This is a genomic window from Enterobacter cloacae complex sp. P16RS2, assembly GCF_014982155.1.
GTDB classification, from domain to species: domain Bacteria; phylum Pseudomonadota; class Gammaproteobacteria; order Enterobacterales; family Enterobacteriaceae; genus Enterobacter; species Enterobacter cloacae_M.
Genome location: NZ_JADCKW010000014.1, coordinates 55506 through 72633 on the forward strand (window position 1 = coordinate 55506; position 17128 = coordinate 72633).

Consider the following 17128-nt stretch of genomic DNA (forward strand, 5'->3'; position numbering starts at 1 on the left):
TACATAAAGATGAAAATATGCGGTAAATGGGATAACAGGATATTTCCGCTATTTTTAAAAAAATAGCGATTCATATCCAGAAGATAATACAAACCAATACCCTCACATTAATTTACAGGGTTTTCGGAAAAAACTTACCCTGTATAATAAGATGCGTATCAAATCTGAATAAGAAAAACCTTTTTGCCAACACCAGCCTAATGAGATGACCGCGCTGAGGCATAGTTCTTTTCATTACGTAAACAAGGATGCTTTCGCTCTTCCCAGGGAAATACTACGGTACAGGGATCTGCACATTATATCCTTCCGGCATTTCGAGAGTTTTACCAAACTCTGTATAACGCTTTTAACAATCTGAGGCATTAAAAATGAAACCGGCATCCGTTATCATTATGGACGAACATCCTATCGTCAGAATGTCGATAGAAGTCCTGCTACAGAAAAATAAGAATATCGCAGTCAAGCTCAAGTCTGGCGATAGCCATGAAGTCCTTGACTGTATCCGCAATCACCCTATCGATCTGGTGATCCTTGACATTGAACTCACGGGCACGGATGCCTTCTCTTTACTAAAGAGAATCAGGAACTTAAACAAAAACATTAAGGTTCTGTTCCTCTCGTCTAAATCAGAGTTGTTTTACGCAGGTCGCGCCATTCGCGCCGGGGCAAATGGCTTCGTCAGTAAACGAAAAGATTTGGGTGAGATCTACAACGCCGTAGAAATGATTCTGATGGGCTATTCCTTTTTCCCGTCGGAGACGTTGAACTTTATAAACCATTTGGGTTCCGGGAAAGGGATGGCAGTAGATATGCCATTATCGAATCGCGAGGTCACGGTATTACGGTATCTGGCGAATGGATTATCCAACAAGGAAATAGCTGAACAGCTACTATTAAGCAACAAGACCATTAGCGCGCATAAATCCAATATTTATTCCAAGCTGGGTGTGCAAAGCATCGTGGAATTAATTGATTACGCCAAAGCCCACGAGCTGCTATAACCTGAATTCACTCCCTGCAGCTTATCTGAGCTGCAGGGAGTGCGGTCAGTGCTAATTATAATTAATCATGAAGGTGGCATCCGCATCAGCCCGTCCGGGCTGAGGGTTATCGGCAGTGGCAATATAATTGGCATAAAACGACAGCGTCGCATTTCCCTGTGCGTCAACCGAAACCGGCTGGCTGGCCTGCTGAAGCGCCAGGCGCGTTTTATCCGCATCCCTGATCTCAACGGCGACATGGCTTGCAGTACTGGCGTCATTCAGCGCCAGCAGGCCGCTATTGCTCCCGTCAGCTTTACCCGAAAACGTAATGGACGCCGCGCCCGGCGGGCAGCCGGTCAGCTTCAGCGTAAACGGCATAGGCTGCGTGCGGCTCCCGGTGGTGCTGAGCTGTTTCGTGGGCCATGTGCCCAGCGGGACGGCCTTGTCGCTGTCGCTGCCCTCGGCAACGCAGGTAAAATCGACGATATTGCCGTAGAGCCGAATGTTAATTTCGCCCAACGCGGTGTCCGCCTGAGCCTGGGTGCAAAGCGCAAAGAGCGCTACGGTGATTAAACGGATCCCGTTTCGCATATCGGCTCCTTAGTCGTAATCCACGCGCAAATACCCGCGCGAGGTGAAGCGCCCTTCCGCTGGCTTATTGCCCGTCACGCTCACCGGCCAGACCCGGATCCCCACCTGCGCCTGCGCGCTGTCGTCGAGGCGGAACGGAATTTTGCTTGTCAGGTTGTTGGGCGTCAGCGGCGCCCCGCTCTCGTTGGCGATGATGAACCCCACATCCGGGTTATCCGACACCAGCACATTATCAGAGACTTTTTCCGCCTCGACGCGCATCGTCAGCATGGCGTTCGCCTCCACGTTGGTGCATTTAATGGCGATGGTTTTGCTTTGCGATGAGACGCCCTCCGGCTTGTTACCCACGCCCGCCTTGCTGAACAAGGAGGCGCCGATGTCGCCAAAATCAAACTCCACCACGTTACCGGCATTGATGGCGCAGCTTTGCGGCACCTGAATGGTTCCGCTGTAGCTAATGGTATAGACCGGCGTGGTGAGCGGATCGGAAGAGGTAGTGGTGACGTAAACGCGGAACATGGTGGCACGCGGGATCACCACCATGTTGATAAAACGCCGGGTCACCTTAAGACGGAAGACCAGGCTGGAGTCCTGAACACCAAACGGTTTGTTTTTGGAGACGTTAGGATGGCTCCCCATCTGGATATAGCTTTTTGGCGGATAAAATACGCCAGCAAAGCTGTCCGTAATTTTCATCGCCCCGTCCAGATAGTCGTTAAGCTTCAGATATTGATAGCCATCGCTCGTTCCCGTTACCGGATAATCGGTCACATAGCTGCGCTTGGTGGTATTCCCGGTCGTGCCCTTCGGGCAGACGGCATTCACCCCTACCCACTGCGATTTCTCGCTGAGCGTCACGATCTGCCCAATCTGGTTATTCGAGCTGTTGAATTTATCCGTCAGGTCGTAATGTACTTCCGTCGGCACGCCGTTTTCATTGACGCACACGGTCGCTAACGCATTTGTCGCAGGCAGTAACGCCAGCAGCGACAAGGCAAAGAGTTGAGTTTTAATCACAGCCGATCCCCTTAAGTGTGATTGCCTGTTGCAGGCTCTGTTCAGACAAGCTGTAAGGTGCGCGACACTGGGACTGCGCCCCGTCGCCCCACTGGATCAGCAGTTCACCCTCCAGCGGCAGCCCACTCAGGTAAATTTGCCCGTCATCCCCCACCATGCTGGTCACGCCGCTTTTGGTTTCGCGTACCACCGCGCCGAACGGCACCGGCTGGTTGCCGCGCGTTACCGTCAGCAGGGCGCGCACGCCAATGCGGGTATCAAAGCTGGCGCGTACCAGCGCGCCTTTGGTCGGCACCACGCTGCTCACGTTGTTTTCGATATCGGTGTTGTTGCTCATGGTGTTGGTATCCAGCGCCACGCGGTTGTAACGATAGACGGTGGCATACGGCATCACCGCGTAGCCTCGCCAGTCGGTTTTCACGCCGGTCTGGTTTTCAATACTGACGCCCGATGCCCCCGGCGCTTTGATCAGCACGTTGGTGTCGCCCAGCGGCTGGCTGAAGGTCACGCCGTCGGCGTGGCCGACCACCCCGCCGGAGAGCTGCCAGTTGAGATCGTGCTGATCGCGGGAATAGTTGTAGCCCACGCCCAGCGTGCCGTAGGTCGCCTGCCAGTTGGCGCTGGCGCTTCCGCTTGAGCCGTTGGTGCTGGCGTGTCCCTGGGTCACGCTGTAGTTCAGGTTGCGGTCCTCCAGCAGCGTTCCGCTGACGCCGGTTTGCCAGCTTGTGTCGCCATCGCTGTTTCGACTGGCGGATGCCGTAGCGTAGGCGCGGTCAATCGCGCTGTCCCTGCGATAGCCCTGACGGGTAAAGAGGCTGAACGGCACGGAGACGTTAAACGACGCGATCCGATCGGTACCGTCTATCCCCACGGATTTGTTCCACGACCACGAGACGGAGTAGTTGATCCCCTTCACGCCGCCCGCGTAGCCCAGCTGGTACCAGAGGTTCGTCTCGTCTGTTCCCCAGTAGGTCTGCTCGCTGCCGGAGATATAGACCGAGCCGTAGTCCCCGAGAGACTGAGAAACGTTGAGCTGGAAGCGGCCTTTTTTATTCCACGTCAGGTTGTGATAGCTCTGCACGTCCGGCACATCGTTATCGTTCTGGCTATCGGCATACTGATAGCCCTCCATTGAACGCCAGGCGACATCGTCGAGGGTGTAAAACCCTTTTGTGGAGTAGCGGTAGCCCAGCAGCTGGAAGTTGGTGCCGAAGCCGTTAAGGGATTTCGCGTAGAGGAAGCGCAGAGACTGGCCTTCATGCTTGCTGTCGTCCGCGAGCTGGCTGCGGGCGTGGGTGATATCGAGCGAGACCGCGCCCCAGTCGCCCAGGTTTTTCCCGGCCCCGACGGCCACCGCGGTATAGCGTGACGCCAGCTGCGTACCGCCGTAGAGCGTGTAACCGTTGGCAAGACCGGTAATCAGGGTGCCCTGGGTGAAGAACGGCGTATCCTGATCGCTGTTCCCGCTGCGGTAGTCCCCCGCGACGAGGTCGTACTTCCAGCGACCTTCACGCTGCAGGAGCGGCACGGTGGAGTACGGCACGGTATAGCGCTGCTGGGTGCCGTCTTTCTCTTCGACCGTGACTTCCAGGTCACCGCTTGAGGAGGTCGGGTTAAGATCGGTAATCGCAAATGCGCCCGGCTGCACATAGCTTTGATAGATAACGTAGCCGTTCTGGCGAACCACCACTTTGGCAGGCGTACGGGCGATCCCGCGCACGGTCGGCGCGTAGCCCTGCAGGCTGTCCGGGTACATGCTGTCAGACGAGAAGAGCCGCCCGCCGCGAAAACCCATGCTGTCGAAGACGTCATTCCCGGTATTGCTGTCGCCCAGCACCAGTTCGCTTTTGAGCGGGATGACGGTGCGCTGCGCCCAGGTGCCAATATTCTGCCACTCGCTGTGCCGCTGCCCGTTATTCTGCGTGTACCGCCATGCGCCGTTGTTACGTAAACGCCAGGCGCCATAGTTCAACCCGCTCTGCAGGTTCAGATAATAGCTGTCGTCTTCGCTTCCCCGGTTACCGGTGAAGCTGTAGTTCACCAGCGCGGCAGGAATACCTTCATCCCACTGTTCAGGCGGAATGTAGCCCCGGGCGCTGTTTTGCAACGCCACCTGCGGCAGGCTGACGTCCAGACGCTGGGAGGCAAAGTTGAATACCGTTTCGCTGCCGGGTATGGCCGTGGTCAACGGAACGCAGGTGTCGCCCTGCACCTTAGCCAGCTCGGGAAACGCCGCGACGTTGACACCAAAGCGATCGAGCATCGCGCGCGTAATGCACGCCGACAAACCGCCCGCCACAGGCGGCGTGTTCTCGGCCTGCTCAAAACGCACGTCCTGGGTACCGATAAACTCATCGTTACGCCAGATATCCACGCGATAAACGCCGGGTGCCTGCTGGTGTCCTTGTTCAAAACGCGACAAATCCGCCACGCTGGCGGTGTCGTCGGACAAGAAGGCCGGGTTGAAATAACTTTCGCTCCAGCCAGCCTGCGGCCAGAGCGCAGCCATCAGCGCCAGTGCAACCGGGCAGTAACGTCTCTGGTGGTTTTTCATCGCCCTGACTCTGCTCACAGGTTAACGCTACGCGCCGGGGTGATGGCACCGTAGTCATTCACGCTCTGCCATGAAAGCGTGCCGCTGGCACCGGCTGGCAGCACCTGCTGTGCCGAGCTTTTCGGCGCAACCATCAGGTTTTCCAGCGTCTGCCCGCCCATCTTCAGATTGACGAGGGTGATGTAATACGGGGATGCGTTGCTGACCTTGAGATGGCTGCCCGCGCGCTCAAACCGCAGCTGGGAAAGCGCCTCTTCCGGCTGCATCGCCAGGTTGTTCGGGCGCACAAACAGCTTGATGCGTGAGAGGATCGCCAGCTGCAGCACGTTATTGTTTTCCGTTTTCGCTTTGTTCACCGACGGGATCGCCTTCACGTTCATGTAAAAGAGCGATTCACGATCGGCTGGCAGCGCTGGCCCGGCGTAAATAATACGCAGCGTGTTTTCACTGTTCGGCTCGCTGACAAACAGGGGCGGAGTGACGGCAAAGGTTTTTTCTTTTTGCCCGCTCGCATTTTCGATCCACGCGTTAATTAAATAGCGTTCCTGTTTGTTGCTGTTGGTGATCGCCAGCGACGTTTGCTTCGCCTCTGCGGGATAAATAACGCGCGTGGCCCCCAGCGCAATACCGCCGGAAGCATTTGCGCAGGCAGAAACCATCATCAAAATAAACGATAAAAAAAGTCCTGGTTTAATTAGGGTATTCATCACAACCGTACCTTTAATAATGTGTTCGCAGGTGTTATGGATAAATCAACGTAAACCAGACATCCGACTGAATTTTGCCTGGCTCGAGGTGTTCGGAAATAGCCCGATAGCGGGCGCTAAAATGGAACGCGAGCTCGCGGGTATCGATCGGCAGCCAGCTGACGGCCGTGGCGTTTGGGATAATCTGACGCTGCTGTTCGTCAAAAAGTGCCAGCCCCACGCCGCTGCTGACGGGCGTTTCACCCGGCCGCGAGGTCGCCAGAAAGACCTGCGGATCTTCTGCGGGCGTCACGCCCTGAAACTGGATCCCCACGGTGCGTGAAACATCAACGCTGCAGTCCAGCAGCCGCACGGTGAAAGGCACGTTAACCGTGGAAAAACTGCCCACACCGGAAAATGAATTGGTTCGGTACTGCCCCATGTCGATGCGCATATTCTGGCTGTCGGGCGCCACGGCGCAGCCGCCGTTCACCAGTTCGCCCCGGAGATGAACCTTGCCACCTTCGATCACCACAGTATGCGCCGATGCCGGACAAGCCATCGCAAGGGTTAACAGCAGTAGTGTTCCAGTCCTTGTCATCCTTCGTTCCTGGCATTTGCGTATGACGGGCCTCGTCCCTGAGGCCTGAACATCCCTGTGCGGAGGAATTACTCGTATTTCATTACGAAGGTGGCGTCAGCGTTCGCCTGGCCTGGCTCAGTGGTGGCAGCCGTTGATTTGTAACGTGCGGTGAACTTCAGGGTGTTGGTCCCTTCGATCAGCGTCTGCGCAGCAGAGAAGGTCGCGCCGTCTGGGGTCAGAACGCTGGATTTGCTGTCGAGGATCTCGATACCCACGCCTTTCGCGGTGTTGTCGTTGTTACCGGAGGTCACGGCCAGCAGGGTTTTGTCGGTTGGGTCGATCTGACCGGTGAACGCAACAGCTGCAGTTTTGGCAACCAGCGGATCGCAATCATTCAGTTCAATGTTGAATGGAATATTAGAGGTGGTGTCGCCCACTTTGGTAAATTTCGCGGTACGATACTGGCCCAGATTAACGGTCTGCTCGGAAGAATCAGTATTTACTGAACAAGCCGCATTAACCAGCTCACCTTTAAAATGTACGGTACCGCCATTAACGGAAACCGGCGCAGCAGGATCTGCTGCATTTGCGGCACCTGCAACCAGGGCCAAAGTAGCAATAACAGTAGAAGCAATGTTGCTGAGTTTCATGTCTATTCCTTTAAAATGTAAATAACCCTTCCCGCGAATAATCGGGAATAAGAAATACGTTCAATTGATTAATTGAAAGCTTATTTCGGAGGAGACAAAGTAGCTCAGGACGCGTTTTTTAAATATGTCAAAACGCTGCCATTTCGCCAGGTCACATCCTAATACCGCCTAAGAAATTGACCATCCCCTAAGAAGGGTTTTTGCGTCTCACTGATAAAAACGCGTAAAGGGTGACTGACAGCGACGCTCGCTTCTGACAAAATACACGCCATCCCCCCTTTCAAACGTTACAGACGGAATCTTCTCTCTGATGGCAGCAAAGATTATTGACGGTAAAACGATTGCGCAGCAGGTGCGCTCTGAGGTCGCGGAAAAAGTGAAGGCGCGTAAAGCTGCCGGAAAACGCGCCCCCGGGCTGGCCGTTGTGCTGGTTGGCAGCAACCCGGCATCGCAAATTTATGTCGGCAGCAAGCGCAAAGCGTGTGAAGAGGTCGGCTTCGTCTCCCGCTCTTACGATTTGCCGGAAACCACCAGCGAAGCAGAACTGCTGGAACTTATTGACACCCTGAATGCCGATAAAGAGATCGACGGTATTCTGGTTCAGCTGCCGCTGCCTGCAGGCATCGACAACGTGAAGGTGCTGGAGCGTATCGCGCCGGATAAAGACGTGGACGGTTTCCACCCGTACAACGTTGGCCGCCTGTGCCAGCGTGCGCCGCGTCTGCGCCCGTGCACGCCGCGCGGCATTGTGACGCTGCTGGAGCGTTATAACATCGACACCTACGGTCTGAACGCCGTAGTTATCGGTGCGTCCAACATCGTGGGTCGCCCGATGAGCATGGAGCTGCTGCTGGCGGGCTGCACCACCACCGTGACCCACCGCTTCACCAAAAACCTGCGTCACCACGTCGAGAACGCCGATCTGCTGATCGTCGCGGTCGGCAAGCCGGGCTTTATTCCGGGCGAGTGGATTAAAGAGGGTGCGATTGTCGTGGACGTTGGGATTAACCGTCTGGAAAACGGCAAAGTGGTCGGCGACGTAGTGTACGAAGACGCCGCGGCTCGCGCGTCTTACATTACCCCAGTACCGGGCGGCGTAGGCCCGATGACCGTAGCAACGCTGATTCAGAACACGCTGCAGGCGTGCGAAGAATATCACGACATAGAGGACGCGTAAGATGGCGACTTTTTCATTAGGTAAACACCCGCACGTTGAGCTGTGCGATCTGCTGAAGCTGGAAGGCTGGAGCGAAAGCGGCGCGCAGGCGAAAATCGTTATCGCCGACGGGCGGGTTTTAGTCGACGGCGTGGTAGAAACGCGCAAGCGCTGCAAGATTGTCGCGGGTCAGACCGTGAGCTTTGAAGGACAGAGCGTAACCGTTACGGCCTGAGCCGTTTTATGCCCTCACCCCAACCCTCTCCCACCCGGAGAGGGGATATTAAATCCCCTCACGCCCATCGCGGTTATTTATCGATCAACTTCAAATAATCACTATTTCATCTGTTGAAACATGAAAATTCTGTTGCGCGTTTTTAACTCTTTGCCCACGATAAGTAGAACGTTCTACTAAAACGTTCTACTTACAATAACAGCGCCAAAAAAGCGCTACTCGGGGGAAATCAGCATGAGTCTGATATCAGGGTTTGTTAAATCGCTGTCTAAGTTATCGATGATTGGTCGCGCCTTAATGCTGCCAATTTCACTGCTTCCCGCTGCGGGCCTGCTGCTGGCCTTCGGCGATAAGTTCCATCTGCCGCTGATGATGAACGCGGGCGGGGTTATCTTTGATAACCTGCCGATGCTGTTTGCCATTGGCTCCGCCGTGGGTCTGGCGTCAGAATCCGGCATCGCCGCGCTGTCTGCGGCGGTGTCGGTGTTTGTCACGAATATCACCATCAGCACCGTGCTGAGCATCACGCCGGAAATGGCCTCCCAGGGCGGGAAATACGCCATGGTGGTCGGCATCCCGACGCTGCAGATGGGCGTCTTCGGCGGCCTGATCTGCGGTATTCTCGCGGCCTGGTGCTATAACCGCTTCCACACCATGCAGCTGCCGGAGTTCCTGGGCTTTTTCTCCGGCAAGCGCTTCGTGGCCATTGCAACGGCGTTTCTGTCGTTCCTGATGGGGCTGCTGCTGCCGTACGTGTGGCAGCATATCCAGGCCGGTATCGACGCGCTCTCCGTGGTGGTGAACGGCGATAATCAGGCGGCGTCGACCTTTATCTTCGGTCTGGTAGAGCGCGCGCTAATCCCGCTCGGCCTGCACCACATCTGGTATCCGTCCTTCTGGTATTCGTTCGGGGATTACACCACCCAGGCAGGACAGGTGATCCACGGCGACCAGACCATCTGGTTCAAGATGCTGGAAGAAGGAGTGAAATCCTTCAGCAGCGACACCTACCAGAATGCCGGTAAATTCATGCAGGGCGAATTCCCGCTGATGTTGTTCGCGCTGCCCGCCGCGTGCCTGGCGATGTATCACGAAGCCCATACGAAGAATAAGAAAATTGCGGCCGGTATTCTGTTCTCCGCGGCGCTGACCTGCTTCCTGACGGGGATCACCGAACCGGTCGAGTTTACCTTTATCTTCGTGGCGCCGATCCTGTACGTCTTTAACGCCATCATGGCGGGCCTGGCCTACATGACCATGTATCTGCTGCATGCGCATATCGCCAAGTCGTTCTCGGCGGGCTTTATCGACTATCTGTCATTCGGGATCCTGCCGTCCTTTAACGGCTACAAGACCAACTTCCTGAATGCGATTATCATCGGCATTCCAATGGGCCTGATTTATTACTTCACGTTCCGCTTTGTGATCCGTCGTTTCGACGTGAAAACGCCGGGCCGCACTGAAGTGACCGCCAACGCGGATGATAAGTCTGATTCAGAACTCGCGACCGAGATCATTACCCTGCTGGGCGGGGCGCATAACATCGACTCCGTCGGCTCGTGTATCACCCGCCTTCGCCTGGAAGTGGCAAAAAGCGAGGTGGTCGATAAGGACGGCCTGAACGGACTCGGCGCGCGCGGCGTGGTCTTCGTCGGCGACAACGGTATTCAGGTGATTTTCGGTGCCAGAGCACAGTTTATCGCCCAGACCATGTCCACCATGATCGGCAAATAATAAGATGCCTGAACGACGCGTCTCCTGTAGTCTGGGAGACGCATTGTCGTATCTGACTGATAATCGGTGAATTTCAGGGAGCGGTTTTGAAGAAAGTCAGCATTATTGATGTCGCAAAGCACGCGGGCGTGTCGGTCTCAACCGTCTCGCTGGTTTTGCGCCAGAAAGGGAAAATCTCAGAGGCAACGATCGAGAAGGTCAATGCTGCCATCAATACGCTGGGCTATGTTCATAACGTTGCCGCTGCCAATCTACGCGCCAATACGTCCAATCTGATTGGCCTGATCCTCCGTGACTTTAGCGACAGTTTCTCCATCAAGGTGATGGCGAGCATCGTCCAGGATCTTGAAAAACAGGGGTATATGGTTTTTCTCGGCCAGCCCCAGAACGACCATGACCATCTTGAGCGCTGCCTGCTGTCATTTAAGCAGCAGGGCGTCGCCGGGGTTATCTATCTGGCCTCCGATACCCGCACGTCTACCCTGCCGGAGCAGATTCGCCGCTGCCCGCTGCCGCTGGTGGTGGTCTCTCAGTCGCTGCTGGATGAAAAATGCAATCTGGTGATGCGCGATAACCGCCAGGCGGCAAATCTGGCGGTGCGTTATCTTATCGAGCGCGGCCATCGCAATATCGCCTACATAGGCGGTCGTGAAGGCTGCCTTATCCGCGAGCAGCGCCTGCTCGGTTTTCGCAGCGCGATGACGCAGAACGGGCTGGTCTGGCGCGATGAATACTCTCCGGCCTGCAGCGATGACACCCTGGCTGCGGGTTTCGCCACCCGCCAGCTGCTGGAAAAAAACAACACCATCACCGCCCTCCTCTGCCACTCGCCGGATGCCATGATCGGCTCCATCTCCGGTATTCATCAGGTGGGACGAACGGTGGGTAAAGATGTGTTTCTGACGCAGCAGGTCGCGCTGGTCGGTTTCGAAGATATGCTCCACGTTAACCTCACCTCGCCGTCATTCACCTACGTGTCGTCCGCCAGCGAAGAGACCGGGCGTCAGGCTGCCGGGCTGATTATTCGTACGCTGAAGGAGCCGACGCTGCAAACCCAGCGCATTACGCTTTCCGGGCAGCTTATCGCACGCGAGTCGGCGTAAAAATAAGAATTTGACGCGGATCTGCCGGTGCGGGATTGCTGCTATATTTCCATGATTTGCCATGGATAATCGCAATGCCTACCGTTATTACACACGCTGCTGTTCCGCTTTGTCTGGGCTTAGGCCTGGGGACCAAAGTGATTCCTCCCCGCCTGCTGTTTGCCGGGATTGTCCTCGCCATGCTGCCGGATGCCGACGTGCTGGCGTTCAAGTTCGGCGTCGCGTACGGCAATGTTTTCGGCCATCGCGGCTTTACCCACTCCCTGCTGTTCGCCTTTGTGGTGCCGATACTCTGCGTGCTGATCGGCCGACGATGGTTCCGGGCCAGCCTGACGCGGTGCTGGCTGTTTTTAACCGTGTCTTTGCTGTCGCACAGCCTGCTGGATTCGATTACCACGGGCGGGAAAGGCGTCGGCTGGCTGTGGCCGTGGTCAGATGAACGCTTCTTTGCGCCGTGGCAGGTCATTAAGGTCGCGCCGTTTGCGCTGTCGCGCTATACCACGCCTTACGGACATAAGGTGATCGTGTCGGAGCTGCTGTGGGTGTGGCTGCCGGGAGTCGTGCTGATGGGGTTGCTGTGGTGGAGGAAACGTGCGCGCTGATGCCCTCACCCCGGCCCTCTCCCACGGGGAGAGGGAGAAAACCTAACAATTCCCTCTCCCTGCGGGAGAGGGTTAGGGTGAGGGGAAAATTACTTACGACGCCAGGTCGTTCCCTGCGGGCCATCTTCCAGAATGATGCCCATCTCGGTCAGACGGTTGCGCGCCGCATCTGCCGCCGCCCAGTCTTTTGCCTGACGCGCTTCCAGACGCGCTTTGATCAACGCTTCAATTTCCGCCACTTCACCGTCGTCCGCCTGCGCACCGCTCTGCAGGAACGCGTCCGGATCCTGCTCCAGCAGGCCGAGCACGGAGGAGAGCTTACGCAGATGGGATGCCAGCGCATTCGCCGCGGCCATATCTTCTGACTTCAGGCGGTTCACTTCGCGCGCCATGTCGAACAGCACGGAGTACGCTTCCGGGGTGTTGAAGTCGTCGTTCATCACCTCAACAAAGCGGGCTTCAAAAGCTTCGCCGCCTGCAGCAGGAACAGACCTGTCGGTACCGCGCAGCGCGGTATACAGGCGCTCCAGCGCCGAGCGCGCCTGTTTCAGGTTCTCTTCGCTGTAGTTCAGCTGGCTGCGATAGTGGCCGGACATCAGGAAGTAGCGCACGGTTTCCGCGTCGTAATATTTCAGCACGTCGCGCACGGTGAAGAAGTTACCCAGCGATTTAGACATCTTCTCGCGGTCAACCATTACCATCCCGGAGTGCATCCAGTAGTTAACGTACTCGCCGCCGTGGGCGCAGGTGGACTGCGCGATTTCATTTTCATGGTGCGGGAACATCAGGTCCGAACCGCCGCCGTGAATGTCGAAGTGCTTGCCCAGCTGCTTGCAGTTCATCGCGGAACATTCAATGTGCCAGCCCGGACGGCCTTCGCCCCACGGTGATGGCCAGCTTGGCTCGCCCTCTTTGGACATTTTCCACAGCACGAAGTCCATCGGGTTACGCTTCACGTCAACCACGTCAACGCGCGCGCCGGCCTGAAGCTGGTCCAGATCCTGACGGGAAAGCGAACCGTAGGTTGGGTCCGTCGGCACGGAGAACATCACGTCACCGTTGTCCGCAACGTACGCGTGGCCGCGTGCGATCAGCTTTTCGGTGATCTCGATGATTTCGTGAATATGGTGGGTCGCGCGCGGCTCGCTGTCCGGGCGCTGAATATTCAGGGCGTCGAAATCTTTGTGCATTTCGACGATCATGCGATCGACCAGCGCAACGAAGCTTTCGCCGTTTTCATTTGCGCGCTTGATGATTTTGTCGTCGATGTCGGTGATGTTACGCACGTATTTAAGGGTATAGCCCAGAAAACGCAGGTAGCGTGACACCACGTCAAAAGCGACAAAGGTACGGCCATGGCCAATGTGACAGAGATCGTAAACCGTAATACCACACACGTACATGCCGACTTCCCCGGCATGGATAGGTTTAAATTCCTCTTTCTGGCGCGTCATTGTATTAAAGATTTTTAACATCGAAGATTCCATGTAAACACGTGTGTGGTTGAAAACCGGCTATTCTACCCGTAATTCAAACCCGAAGCAGCACACAATGCAAGGTGATCGCATCCTGTGGTTATGCTATAACAAGCCCCTATAGATGACCCGAACGCGGGTCGATGTACCACAATAACGGAACAGGATGCAAAAATGGTTACTTTCCACACTAATCATGGCGATATCGTAATCAAAACCTTTGATGACAAAGCGCCTGAAACAGTTAAAAACTTCCTGGACTACTGCCGCGAAGGTTTCTACAACAACACCATTTTCCACCGCGTGATCAACGGCTTTATGATCCAGGGCGGCGGTTTTGAACCTGGCATGAACCAGAAAGAGACCAAAGAAGCGATCAAAAACGAAGCGAACAACGGTCTGAAAAACACCCGCGGTACGCTGGCAATGGCCCGTACTCAGGCTCCGCACTCTGCCACCGCGCAGTTCTTCATCAACGTGGCCGACAACGACTTCCTGAACTTCTCCGGCGAAAGCCTGCAGGGTTGGGGCTACTGCGTATTCGCAGAAGTGGTTGAAGGTATGGACGTGGTTGATAAGATCAAAGCCGTCGCTACTGGCCGCAGCGGTATGCACCAGGACGTTCCTAAAGAAGACGTTGTGATTACAAGCGTGACCGTCAGCGAGTAATTCGTGGCGACACTCTTTATTGCGGATCTGCATCTGCAAATAGAAGAACCGGCGATAACCGCCGGTTTTCTGCGTTTTTTACGCGGTGAAGCGAAAAGCGCCGATGCGCTGTACATCCTGGGCGACCTCTTTGAAGCCTGGATTGGCGACGACGACCCTAACCCGCTGCACCGTGAAATGGCAGCCGCCATTCACGCCCTCGTGGATTCCGGCGTTCCCTGCTACTTCATTCATGGCAACCGTGATTTCCTGATCGGCAAGCGCTACGCCCGCGAAAGCGGCATGACGCTGCTGCCGGAAGAGCAGGTGCTCGATCTCTATGGCCGCAAGGTCCTGATCATGCACGGCGACACGCTCTGCACCGACGATACTGGCTACCTGGCGTTTCGCGCCAAAGTCCACACCCCGTGGATCCAAAAGGTGTTCCTTGCGCTGCCGCTGTTTATCCGCAACCGTATCGCCGCCAGAATGCGCGCGGGCAGTAAAGCCGCCAACAGCAGCAAATCCATGACCATCATGGACGTGAACCCGAAGGCCGTGGTGAGCGTGATGGAAAAGCATGGCGTTCAGTGGTTGATCCACGGTCATACGCACCGTCCTGACGTCCATTCCCTTATCGCCAACGGCGAAGCGGCCCATCGCGTGGTGTTGGGTGCCTGGCACACCGAAGGCTCCATGGTCAAAGTCACGCCAGAGGGCGTGGAGCTGATCGCGTTTCCGTTCTAACCCCTCACACTATCATACTATTTTTTTGAACAATATCGGCAAATTGTTTCGATTTTAATCAGCCCGTGGTCGGCTTATTATTTATCACATCAGGGCAACACGCCCTATCCCAGATAAAATACTTAAGGAATACGACCATGAAATCCATCAAAACTTTCGTTGCAGTTGCCGCTCTTTCCCTGGTTTCTTTCGGTTCTTTCGCTCAAAGCGTGAGCGCAACCGCCTCTACCCTTGACCGCGCAGAAGCGAAAATTGCCGCGCAGGCCGCCGAGCAGAATGCCTCTTATAAAATCACGAGCGCGAAGGTCAACAACCGCGTGTACATGACCGCAGAACTGACTAAATAAAAACCCTGATTGCCGTGCCGCCAGCTACGACGTGCGACAGCGACAATACGATGAGGAAGGAACAGAGAATGAAAAACATCAGCATCGTAAGTACCCTGCTGCTGGCAGTCGTGGTGTCCACTGGCGCACAGGCCGCGGAGAATCGCTTCTCCGTGCCAAAATCAGGCTCGAATGCCGACACCAGCATGGTAAATCATATCGATGTCAGCCGCGCGTTCGACAACGAGAACCTGTCCGCAGGGGATCTTCAGTAACATCACACAAAAGACCGCCATCGTGCGGTCTTTTTTGTTATCGCTTTCTCGCCATAACTGCTCACCTTTTAACCGCGCAACCGTTTTCCTTGCCCGTATAACATGCTATTCTCTGTGCCCTCGAAAGCAGTGTGTTTCGCACCACAGGAGTTTTAAGACGCATGTCTTCCCGCAATAATCCGGCGCGTGTCGCCATCGTGATGGGGTCCAAAAGCGACTGGGCTACCATGCAGTTCGCCGCCGAAATCTTTGAAATCCTGAATGTTCCGCACCACGTTGAAGTGGTCTCCGCGCACCGTACACCGGACAAACTGTTCAGCTTCGCCGAAAGCGCCGAAGAGAACGGTTATGAGGTGATCGTTGCCGGTGCGGGCGGCGCAGCACATCTGCCAGGCATGATTGCCGCCAAAACCCTGGTGCCGGTACTGGGCGTTCCGGTCCAAAGCGCCGCGTTAAGCGGTGTGGATAGCCTCTACTCCATCGTCCAGATGCCGCGCGGTATTCCTGTCGGCACGCTGGCGATTGGTAAAGCGGGTGCTGCCAATGCCGCCCTGCTGGCGGCGCAAATTCTTGCGACGCACGATAAAGCATTACACCAGCGTCTGGCGGAGTGGCGTAAAGCCCAGACCGACGAGGTGCTGGACAATCCGGACCCGCGGGGTGCGGCATGAAGCAGGTTTGCGTCCTCGGTAACGGCCAGCTAGGCCGCATGCTGCGTCAGGCCGGTGAGCCGCTGGGTATTGCCGTCTGGCCCGTCGGGCTGGACGCCGAACCGGAAGCCGTACCGTTCCACCAGAGCGTGATCACCGCCGAGATCGAACGCTGGCCGGAAACGGCTCTGACCCGCGAGCTGGCGCGTCATAACGCCTTCGTTAACCGCGATGTATTCCCGATCATCGCCGACCGTCTGACGCAAAAGCAGCTGTTCGACAAGCTCGGTCTGCCGACCGCGCCGTGGCAGCTCCTGTCCGATAAAAGCGAGTGGAATGACGTTTTCGCGATGCTGGGCGAGTTGGCAATCGTGAAGCGCCGCGTGGGCGGTTACGACGGCCGCGGCCAGTGGCGCCTGCGTGCAGATGAAACGGCAGAACTGCCGGACGACTGCTACGGCGAGTGCATCGTTGAGCAGGGCATCAACTTCAGCGGTGAAGTGTCGCTGGTTGGCGCCCGCGGGCACGACGGGCATACCGTCTTTTATCCGCTGACGCATAACCTGCATCAGGACGGCATTCTGCGCACCAGCGTCGCCTTCCCGCACGCCAATGCTGACCAGCAGGCGCAGGCGGAAGATATGCTCTCTGCCATCATGCACGAACTCGGGTATGTGGGCGTCATGGCGATGGAGTGCTTTATCACCCCGTCCGGTCTGCTGATCAACGAGCTTGCGCCGCGCGTGCACAACAGCGGGCACTGGACGCAAAACGGCGCGTCCATCAGCCAGTTCGAGCTGCACCTGCGCGCGATCGCCGACCTGCCGCTGCCGCAGCCGGTGGTGAATAGCCCGTCGGTGATGATCAACCTGATCGGCACCGATCTGAACTACGACTGGCTGAAGCTGCCGCTGGTGCATCTGCACTGGTATGACAAAGAGGTCCGCGCGGGTCGTAAGGTCGGTCACCTGAACCTGAACGATACCGACACGGGCCGCCTGAGCGCCACGCTGGAAGCGATCGTTCCTCTCCTGCCACCGGAATATGCGAGCGGTATTGTCTGGGCACAATCAAAGCTTAAATAGTTCTCCCTCCGCCGGGGAGTTGACCTCC

The 17128-nt window shown here is 56.2% G+C and carries 19 protein-coding genes; 12 read left to right on the forward strand and 7 right to left on the reverse strand.

From position 1 onward, the window contains the following. The first annotated feature begins 368 nt into the window (after positions 1-368). Positions 369-1001 carry a fimbria biosynthesis transcriptional regulator FimZ gene (fimZ, locus tag INF68_RS10070; protein WP_023310647.1) on the forward strand — a complete coding sequence of 211 codons (633 nt, stop codon included), beginning with the start codon at positions 369-371 and terminating at the stop codon, positions 999-1001. Positions 1002-1052: 51 nt separating this feature from the next. On the opposite strand, the gene sfmF is transcribed toward fimZ, so the two are convergent. The 6 genes from sfmF to fimA all read right to left on the reverse strand — a co-directional run bounded on the left by sfmF (position 1053) and on the right by fimA (position 7064). Then, a complete protein-coding gene (gene sfmF, locus INF68_RS10075; protein WP_109844911.1) occupies positions 1053-1574 on the reverse strand; it encodes a fimbria assembly protein in 522 nt (173 codons plus the stop codon). Positions 1575-1583: 9 nt separating this feature from the next. Beyond that, positions 1584-2591 (reverse strand): type 1 fimbria D-mannose specific adhesin FimH, encoded by a 1008-nt coding sequence (gene fimH, locus INF68_RS10080; protein ID WP_126786009.1) that lies wholly within the window; start codon positions 2589-2591, stop codon positions 1584-1586. Next, positions 2584-5145, reverse strand: a complete 2562-nt coding sequence (locus tag INF68_RS10085; protein WP_126786010.1) for a fimbrial biogenesis usher protein — start codon at positions 5143-5145, stop codon at positions 2584-2586. The genes fimH and INF68_RS10085 overlap by 8 nt, the downstream gene beginning before the upstream one ends. 14 nt (positions 5146-5159) lie before the next feature. Next, the gene (fimC, locus tag INF68_RS10090; RefSeq protein ID WP_023310643.1) at positions 5160-5852 is read right to left on the reverse strand and encodes a type 1 fimbria chaperone FimC; all 693 of its coding nucleotides are present in this window, start codon (positions 5850-5852) and stop codon (positions 5160-5162) included. A gap of 34 nt (positions 5853-5886) precedes the next feature. Further along, the gene (fimI, locus tag INF68_RS10095; protein ID WP_023310642.1) at positions 5887-6432 is read right to left on the reverse strand and encodes a type 1 fimbrial protein subunit FimI; all 546 of its coding nucleotides are present in this window, start codon (positions 6430-6432) and stop codon (positions 5887-5889) included. Positions 6433-6500: 68 nt separating this feature from the next. Beyond that, positions 6501-7064 carry a type 1 fimbrial major subunit FimA gene (gene fimA, locus INF68_RS10100; protein WP_023310641.1) on the reverse strand — a complete coding sequence of 188 codons (564 nt, stop codon included), beginning with the start codon at positions 7062-7064 and terminating at the stop codon, positions 6501-6503. Between the two features lie 310 nt (positions 7065-7374). Here fimA and folD point away from each other — a divergent pair, with 310 nt between their 5' ends. The 5 genes from folD to INF68_RS10125 all read left to right on the forward strand — a co-directional run bounded on the left by folD (position 7375) and on the right by INF68_RS10125 (position 11894). Further along, positions 7375-8241 (forward strand): bifunctional methylenetetrahydrofolate dehydrogenase/methenyltetrahydrofolate cyclohydrolase FolD, encoded by an 867-nt coding sequence (gene folD, locus INF68_RS10105; RefSeq protein ID WP_109844908.1) that lies wholly within the window; start codon positions 7375-7377, stop codon positions 8239-8241. Between the two features lies 1 nt (position 8242). Then, a complete protein-coding gene (gene ybcJ, locus INF68_RS10110; protein ID WP_045356450.1) occupies positions 8243-8455 on the forward strand; it encodes a ribosome-associated protein YbcJ in 213 nt (70 codons plus the stop codon). 234 nt (positions 8456-8689) lie between these two features. Beyond that, a complete protein-coding gene (locus INF68_RS10115) occupies positions 8690-10189 on the forward strand; it encodes a PTS transporter subunit EIIC (protein WP_045400775.1) in 1500 nt (499 codons plus the stop codon). An 86-nt stretch (positions 10190-10275) separates the two neighbouring features. Continuing rightward, positions 10276-11292: a Mal regulon transcriptional regulator MalI gene (gene malI / locus INF68_RS10120; protein ID WP_023310638.1), complete on the forward strand. Its 1017-nt coding sequence runs from the start codon at positions 10276-10278 to the stop codon at positions 11290-11292. Positions 11293-11366: 74 nt separating this feature from the next. After that, positions 11367-11894 (forward strand): metal-dependent hydrolase, encoded by a 528-nt coding sequence (locus INF68_RS10125; protein ID WP_109844907.1) that lies wholly within the window; start codon positions 11367-11369, stop codon positions 11892-11894. A gap of 89 nt (positions 11895-11983) precedes the next feature. On the opposite strand, the gene cysS is transcribed toward INF68_RS10125, so the two are convergent. Continuing rightward, positions 11984-13369: a cysteine--tRNA ligase gene (gene cysS, locus INF68_RS10130; protein ID WP_029741052.1), complete on the reverse strand. Its 1386-nt coding sequence runs from the start codon at positions 13367-13369 to the stop codon at positions 11984-11986. A gap of 174 nt (positions 13370-13543) precedes the next feature. On the opposite strand from cysS, the gene ppiB reads away from it, so the two are divergent. From ppiB to purK, 6 genes are all read left to right on the forward strand, one after another. Continuing rightward, on the forward strand, positions 13544-14038 hold the full coding sequence (gene ppiB, locus INF68_RS10135) for a peptidylprolyl isomerase B (protein ID WP_023310635.1): 495 nt from the start codon (positions 13544-13546) through the stop codon (positions 14036-14038). A gap of 3 nt (positions 14039-14041) precedes the next feature. Continuing rightward, positions 14042-14764, forward strand: coding sequence for a UDP-2,3-diacylglucosamine diphosphatase (gene lpxH / locus INF68_RS10140; protein ID WP_126786011.1), 723 nt, complete (start codon positions 14042-14044; stop codon positions 14762-14764). A gap of 137 nt (positions 14765-14901) precedes the next feature. Further along, the gene (locus INF68_RS10145; RefSeq protein ID WP_023310633.1) at positions 14902-15111 is read left to right on the forward strand and encodes a YdgH/BhsA/McbA-like domain containing protein; all 210 of its coding nucleotides are present in this window, start codon (positions 14902-14904) and stop codon (positions 15109-15111) included. Positions 15112-15179: 68 nt separating this feature from the next. Beyond that, positions 15180-15365 (forward strand): hypothetical protein, encoded by a 186-nt coding sequence (locus INF68_RS10150; RefSeq protein ID WP_029741050.1) that lies wholly within the window; start codon positions 15180-15182, stop codon positions 15363-15365. A 161-nt stretch (positions 15366-15526) separates the two neighbouring features. Further along, positions 15527-16036 (forward strand): 5-(carboxyamino)imidazole ribonucleotide mutase, encoded by a 510-nt coding sequence (purE, locus tag INF68_RS10155; RefSeq protein WP_023310631.1) that lies wholly within the window; start codon positions 15527-15529, stop codon positions 16034-16036. Next, a complete protein-coding gene (gene purK, locus INF68_RS10160) occupies positions 16033-17100 on the forward strand; it encodes a 5-(carboxyamino)imidazole ribonucleotide synthase (protein WP_109844905.1) in 1068 nt (355 codons plus the stop codon). Before purE ends, purK begins: the two co-directional genes overlap by 4 nt. The last annotated feature ends 28 nt before the right edge of the window (positions 17101-17128 follow it).

Bases quoted from the DNA above. Each gene is read 5' to 3' on its own strand.
- purE (WP_023310631.1), top strand. From the start codon at position 15,527: ATGTCTTCCCGCAATAATCCGGCGCGTGTCGCCATCGTGATGGGGTCC.
- fimZ (WP_023310647.1), top strand. From the start codon at position 369: ATGAAACCGGCATCCGTTATCATTATGGACGAACATCCTATCGTCAGA.
- sfmF (WP_109844911.1), bottom strand. From the start codon at position 1,574: ATGCGAAACGGGATCCGTTTAATCACCGTAGCGCTCTTTGCGCTTTGC.
- ybcJ (WP_045356450.1), top strand. From the start codon at position 8,243: ATGGCGACTTTTTCATTAGGTAAACACCCGCACGTTGAGCTGTGCGAT.
- fimI (WP_023310642.1), bottom strand. From the start codon at position 6,432: ATGACAAGGACTGGAACACTACTGCTGTTAACCCTTGCGATGGCTTGT.
- INF68_RS10085 (WP_126786010.1), bottom strand. From the start codon at position 5,145: ATGAAAAACCACCAGAGACGTTACTGCCCGGTTGCACTGGCGCTGATG.
- folD (WP_109844908.1), top strand. From the start codon at position 7,375: ATGGCAGCAAAGATTATTGACGGTAAAACGATTGCGCAGCAGGTGCGC.
- ppiB (WP_023310635.1), top strand. From the start codon at position 13,544: ATGGTTACTTTCCACACTAATCATGGCGATATCGTAATCAAAACCTTT.
- cysS (WP_029741052.1), bottom strand. From the start codon at position 13,369: ATGTTAAAAATCTTTAATACAATGACGCGCCAGAAAGAGGAATTTAAA.
- INF68_RS10145 (WP_023310633.1), top strand. From the start codon at position 14,902: ATGAAATCCATCAAAACTTTCGTTGCAGTTGCCGCTCTTTCCCTGGTT.
- purK (WP_109844905.1), top strand. From the start codon at position 16,033: ATGAAGCAGGTTTGCGTCCTCGGTAACGGCCAGCTAGGCCGCATGCTG.
- fimC (WP_023310643.1), bottom strand. From the start codon at position 5,852: ATGAATACCCTAATTAAACCAGGACTTTTTTTATCGTTTATTTTGATG.
- fimA (WP_023310641.1), bottom strand. From the start codon at position 7,064: ATGAAACTCAGCAACATTGCTTCTACTGTTATTGCTACTTTGGCCCTG.
- INF68_RS10115 (WP_045400775.1), top strand. From the start codon at position 8,690: ATGAGTCTGATATCAGGGTTTGTTAAATCGCTGTCTAAGTTATCGATG.
- INF68_RS10125 (WP_109844907.1), top strand. From the start codon at position 11,367: ATGCCTACCGTTATTACACACGCTGCTGTTCCGCTTTGTCTGGGCTTA.
- INF68_RS10150 (WP_029741050.1), top strand. From the start codon at position 15,180: ATGAAAAACATCAGCATCGTAAGTACCCTGCTGCTGGCAGTCGTGGTG.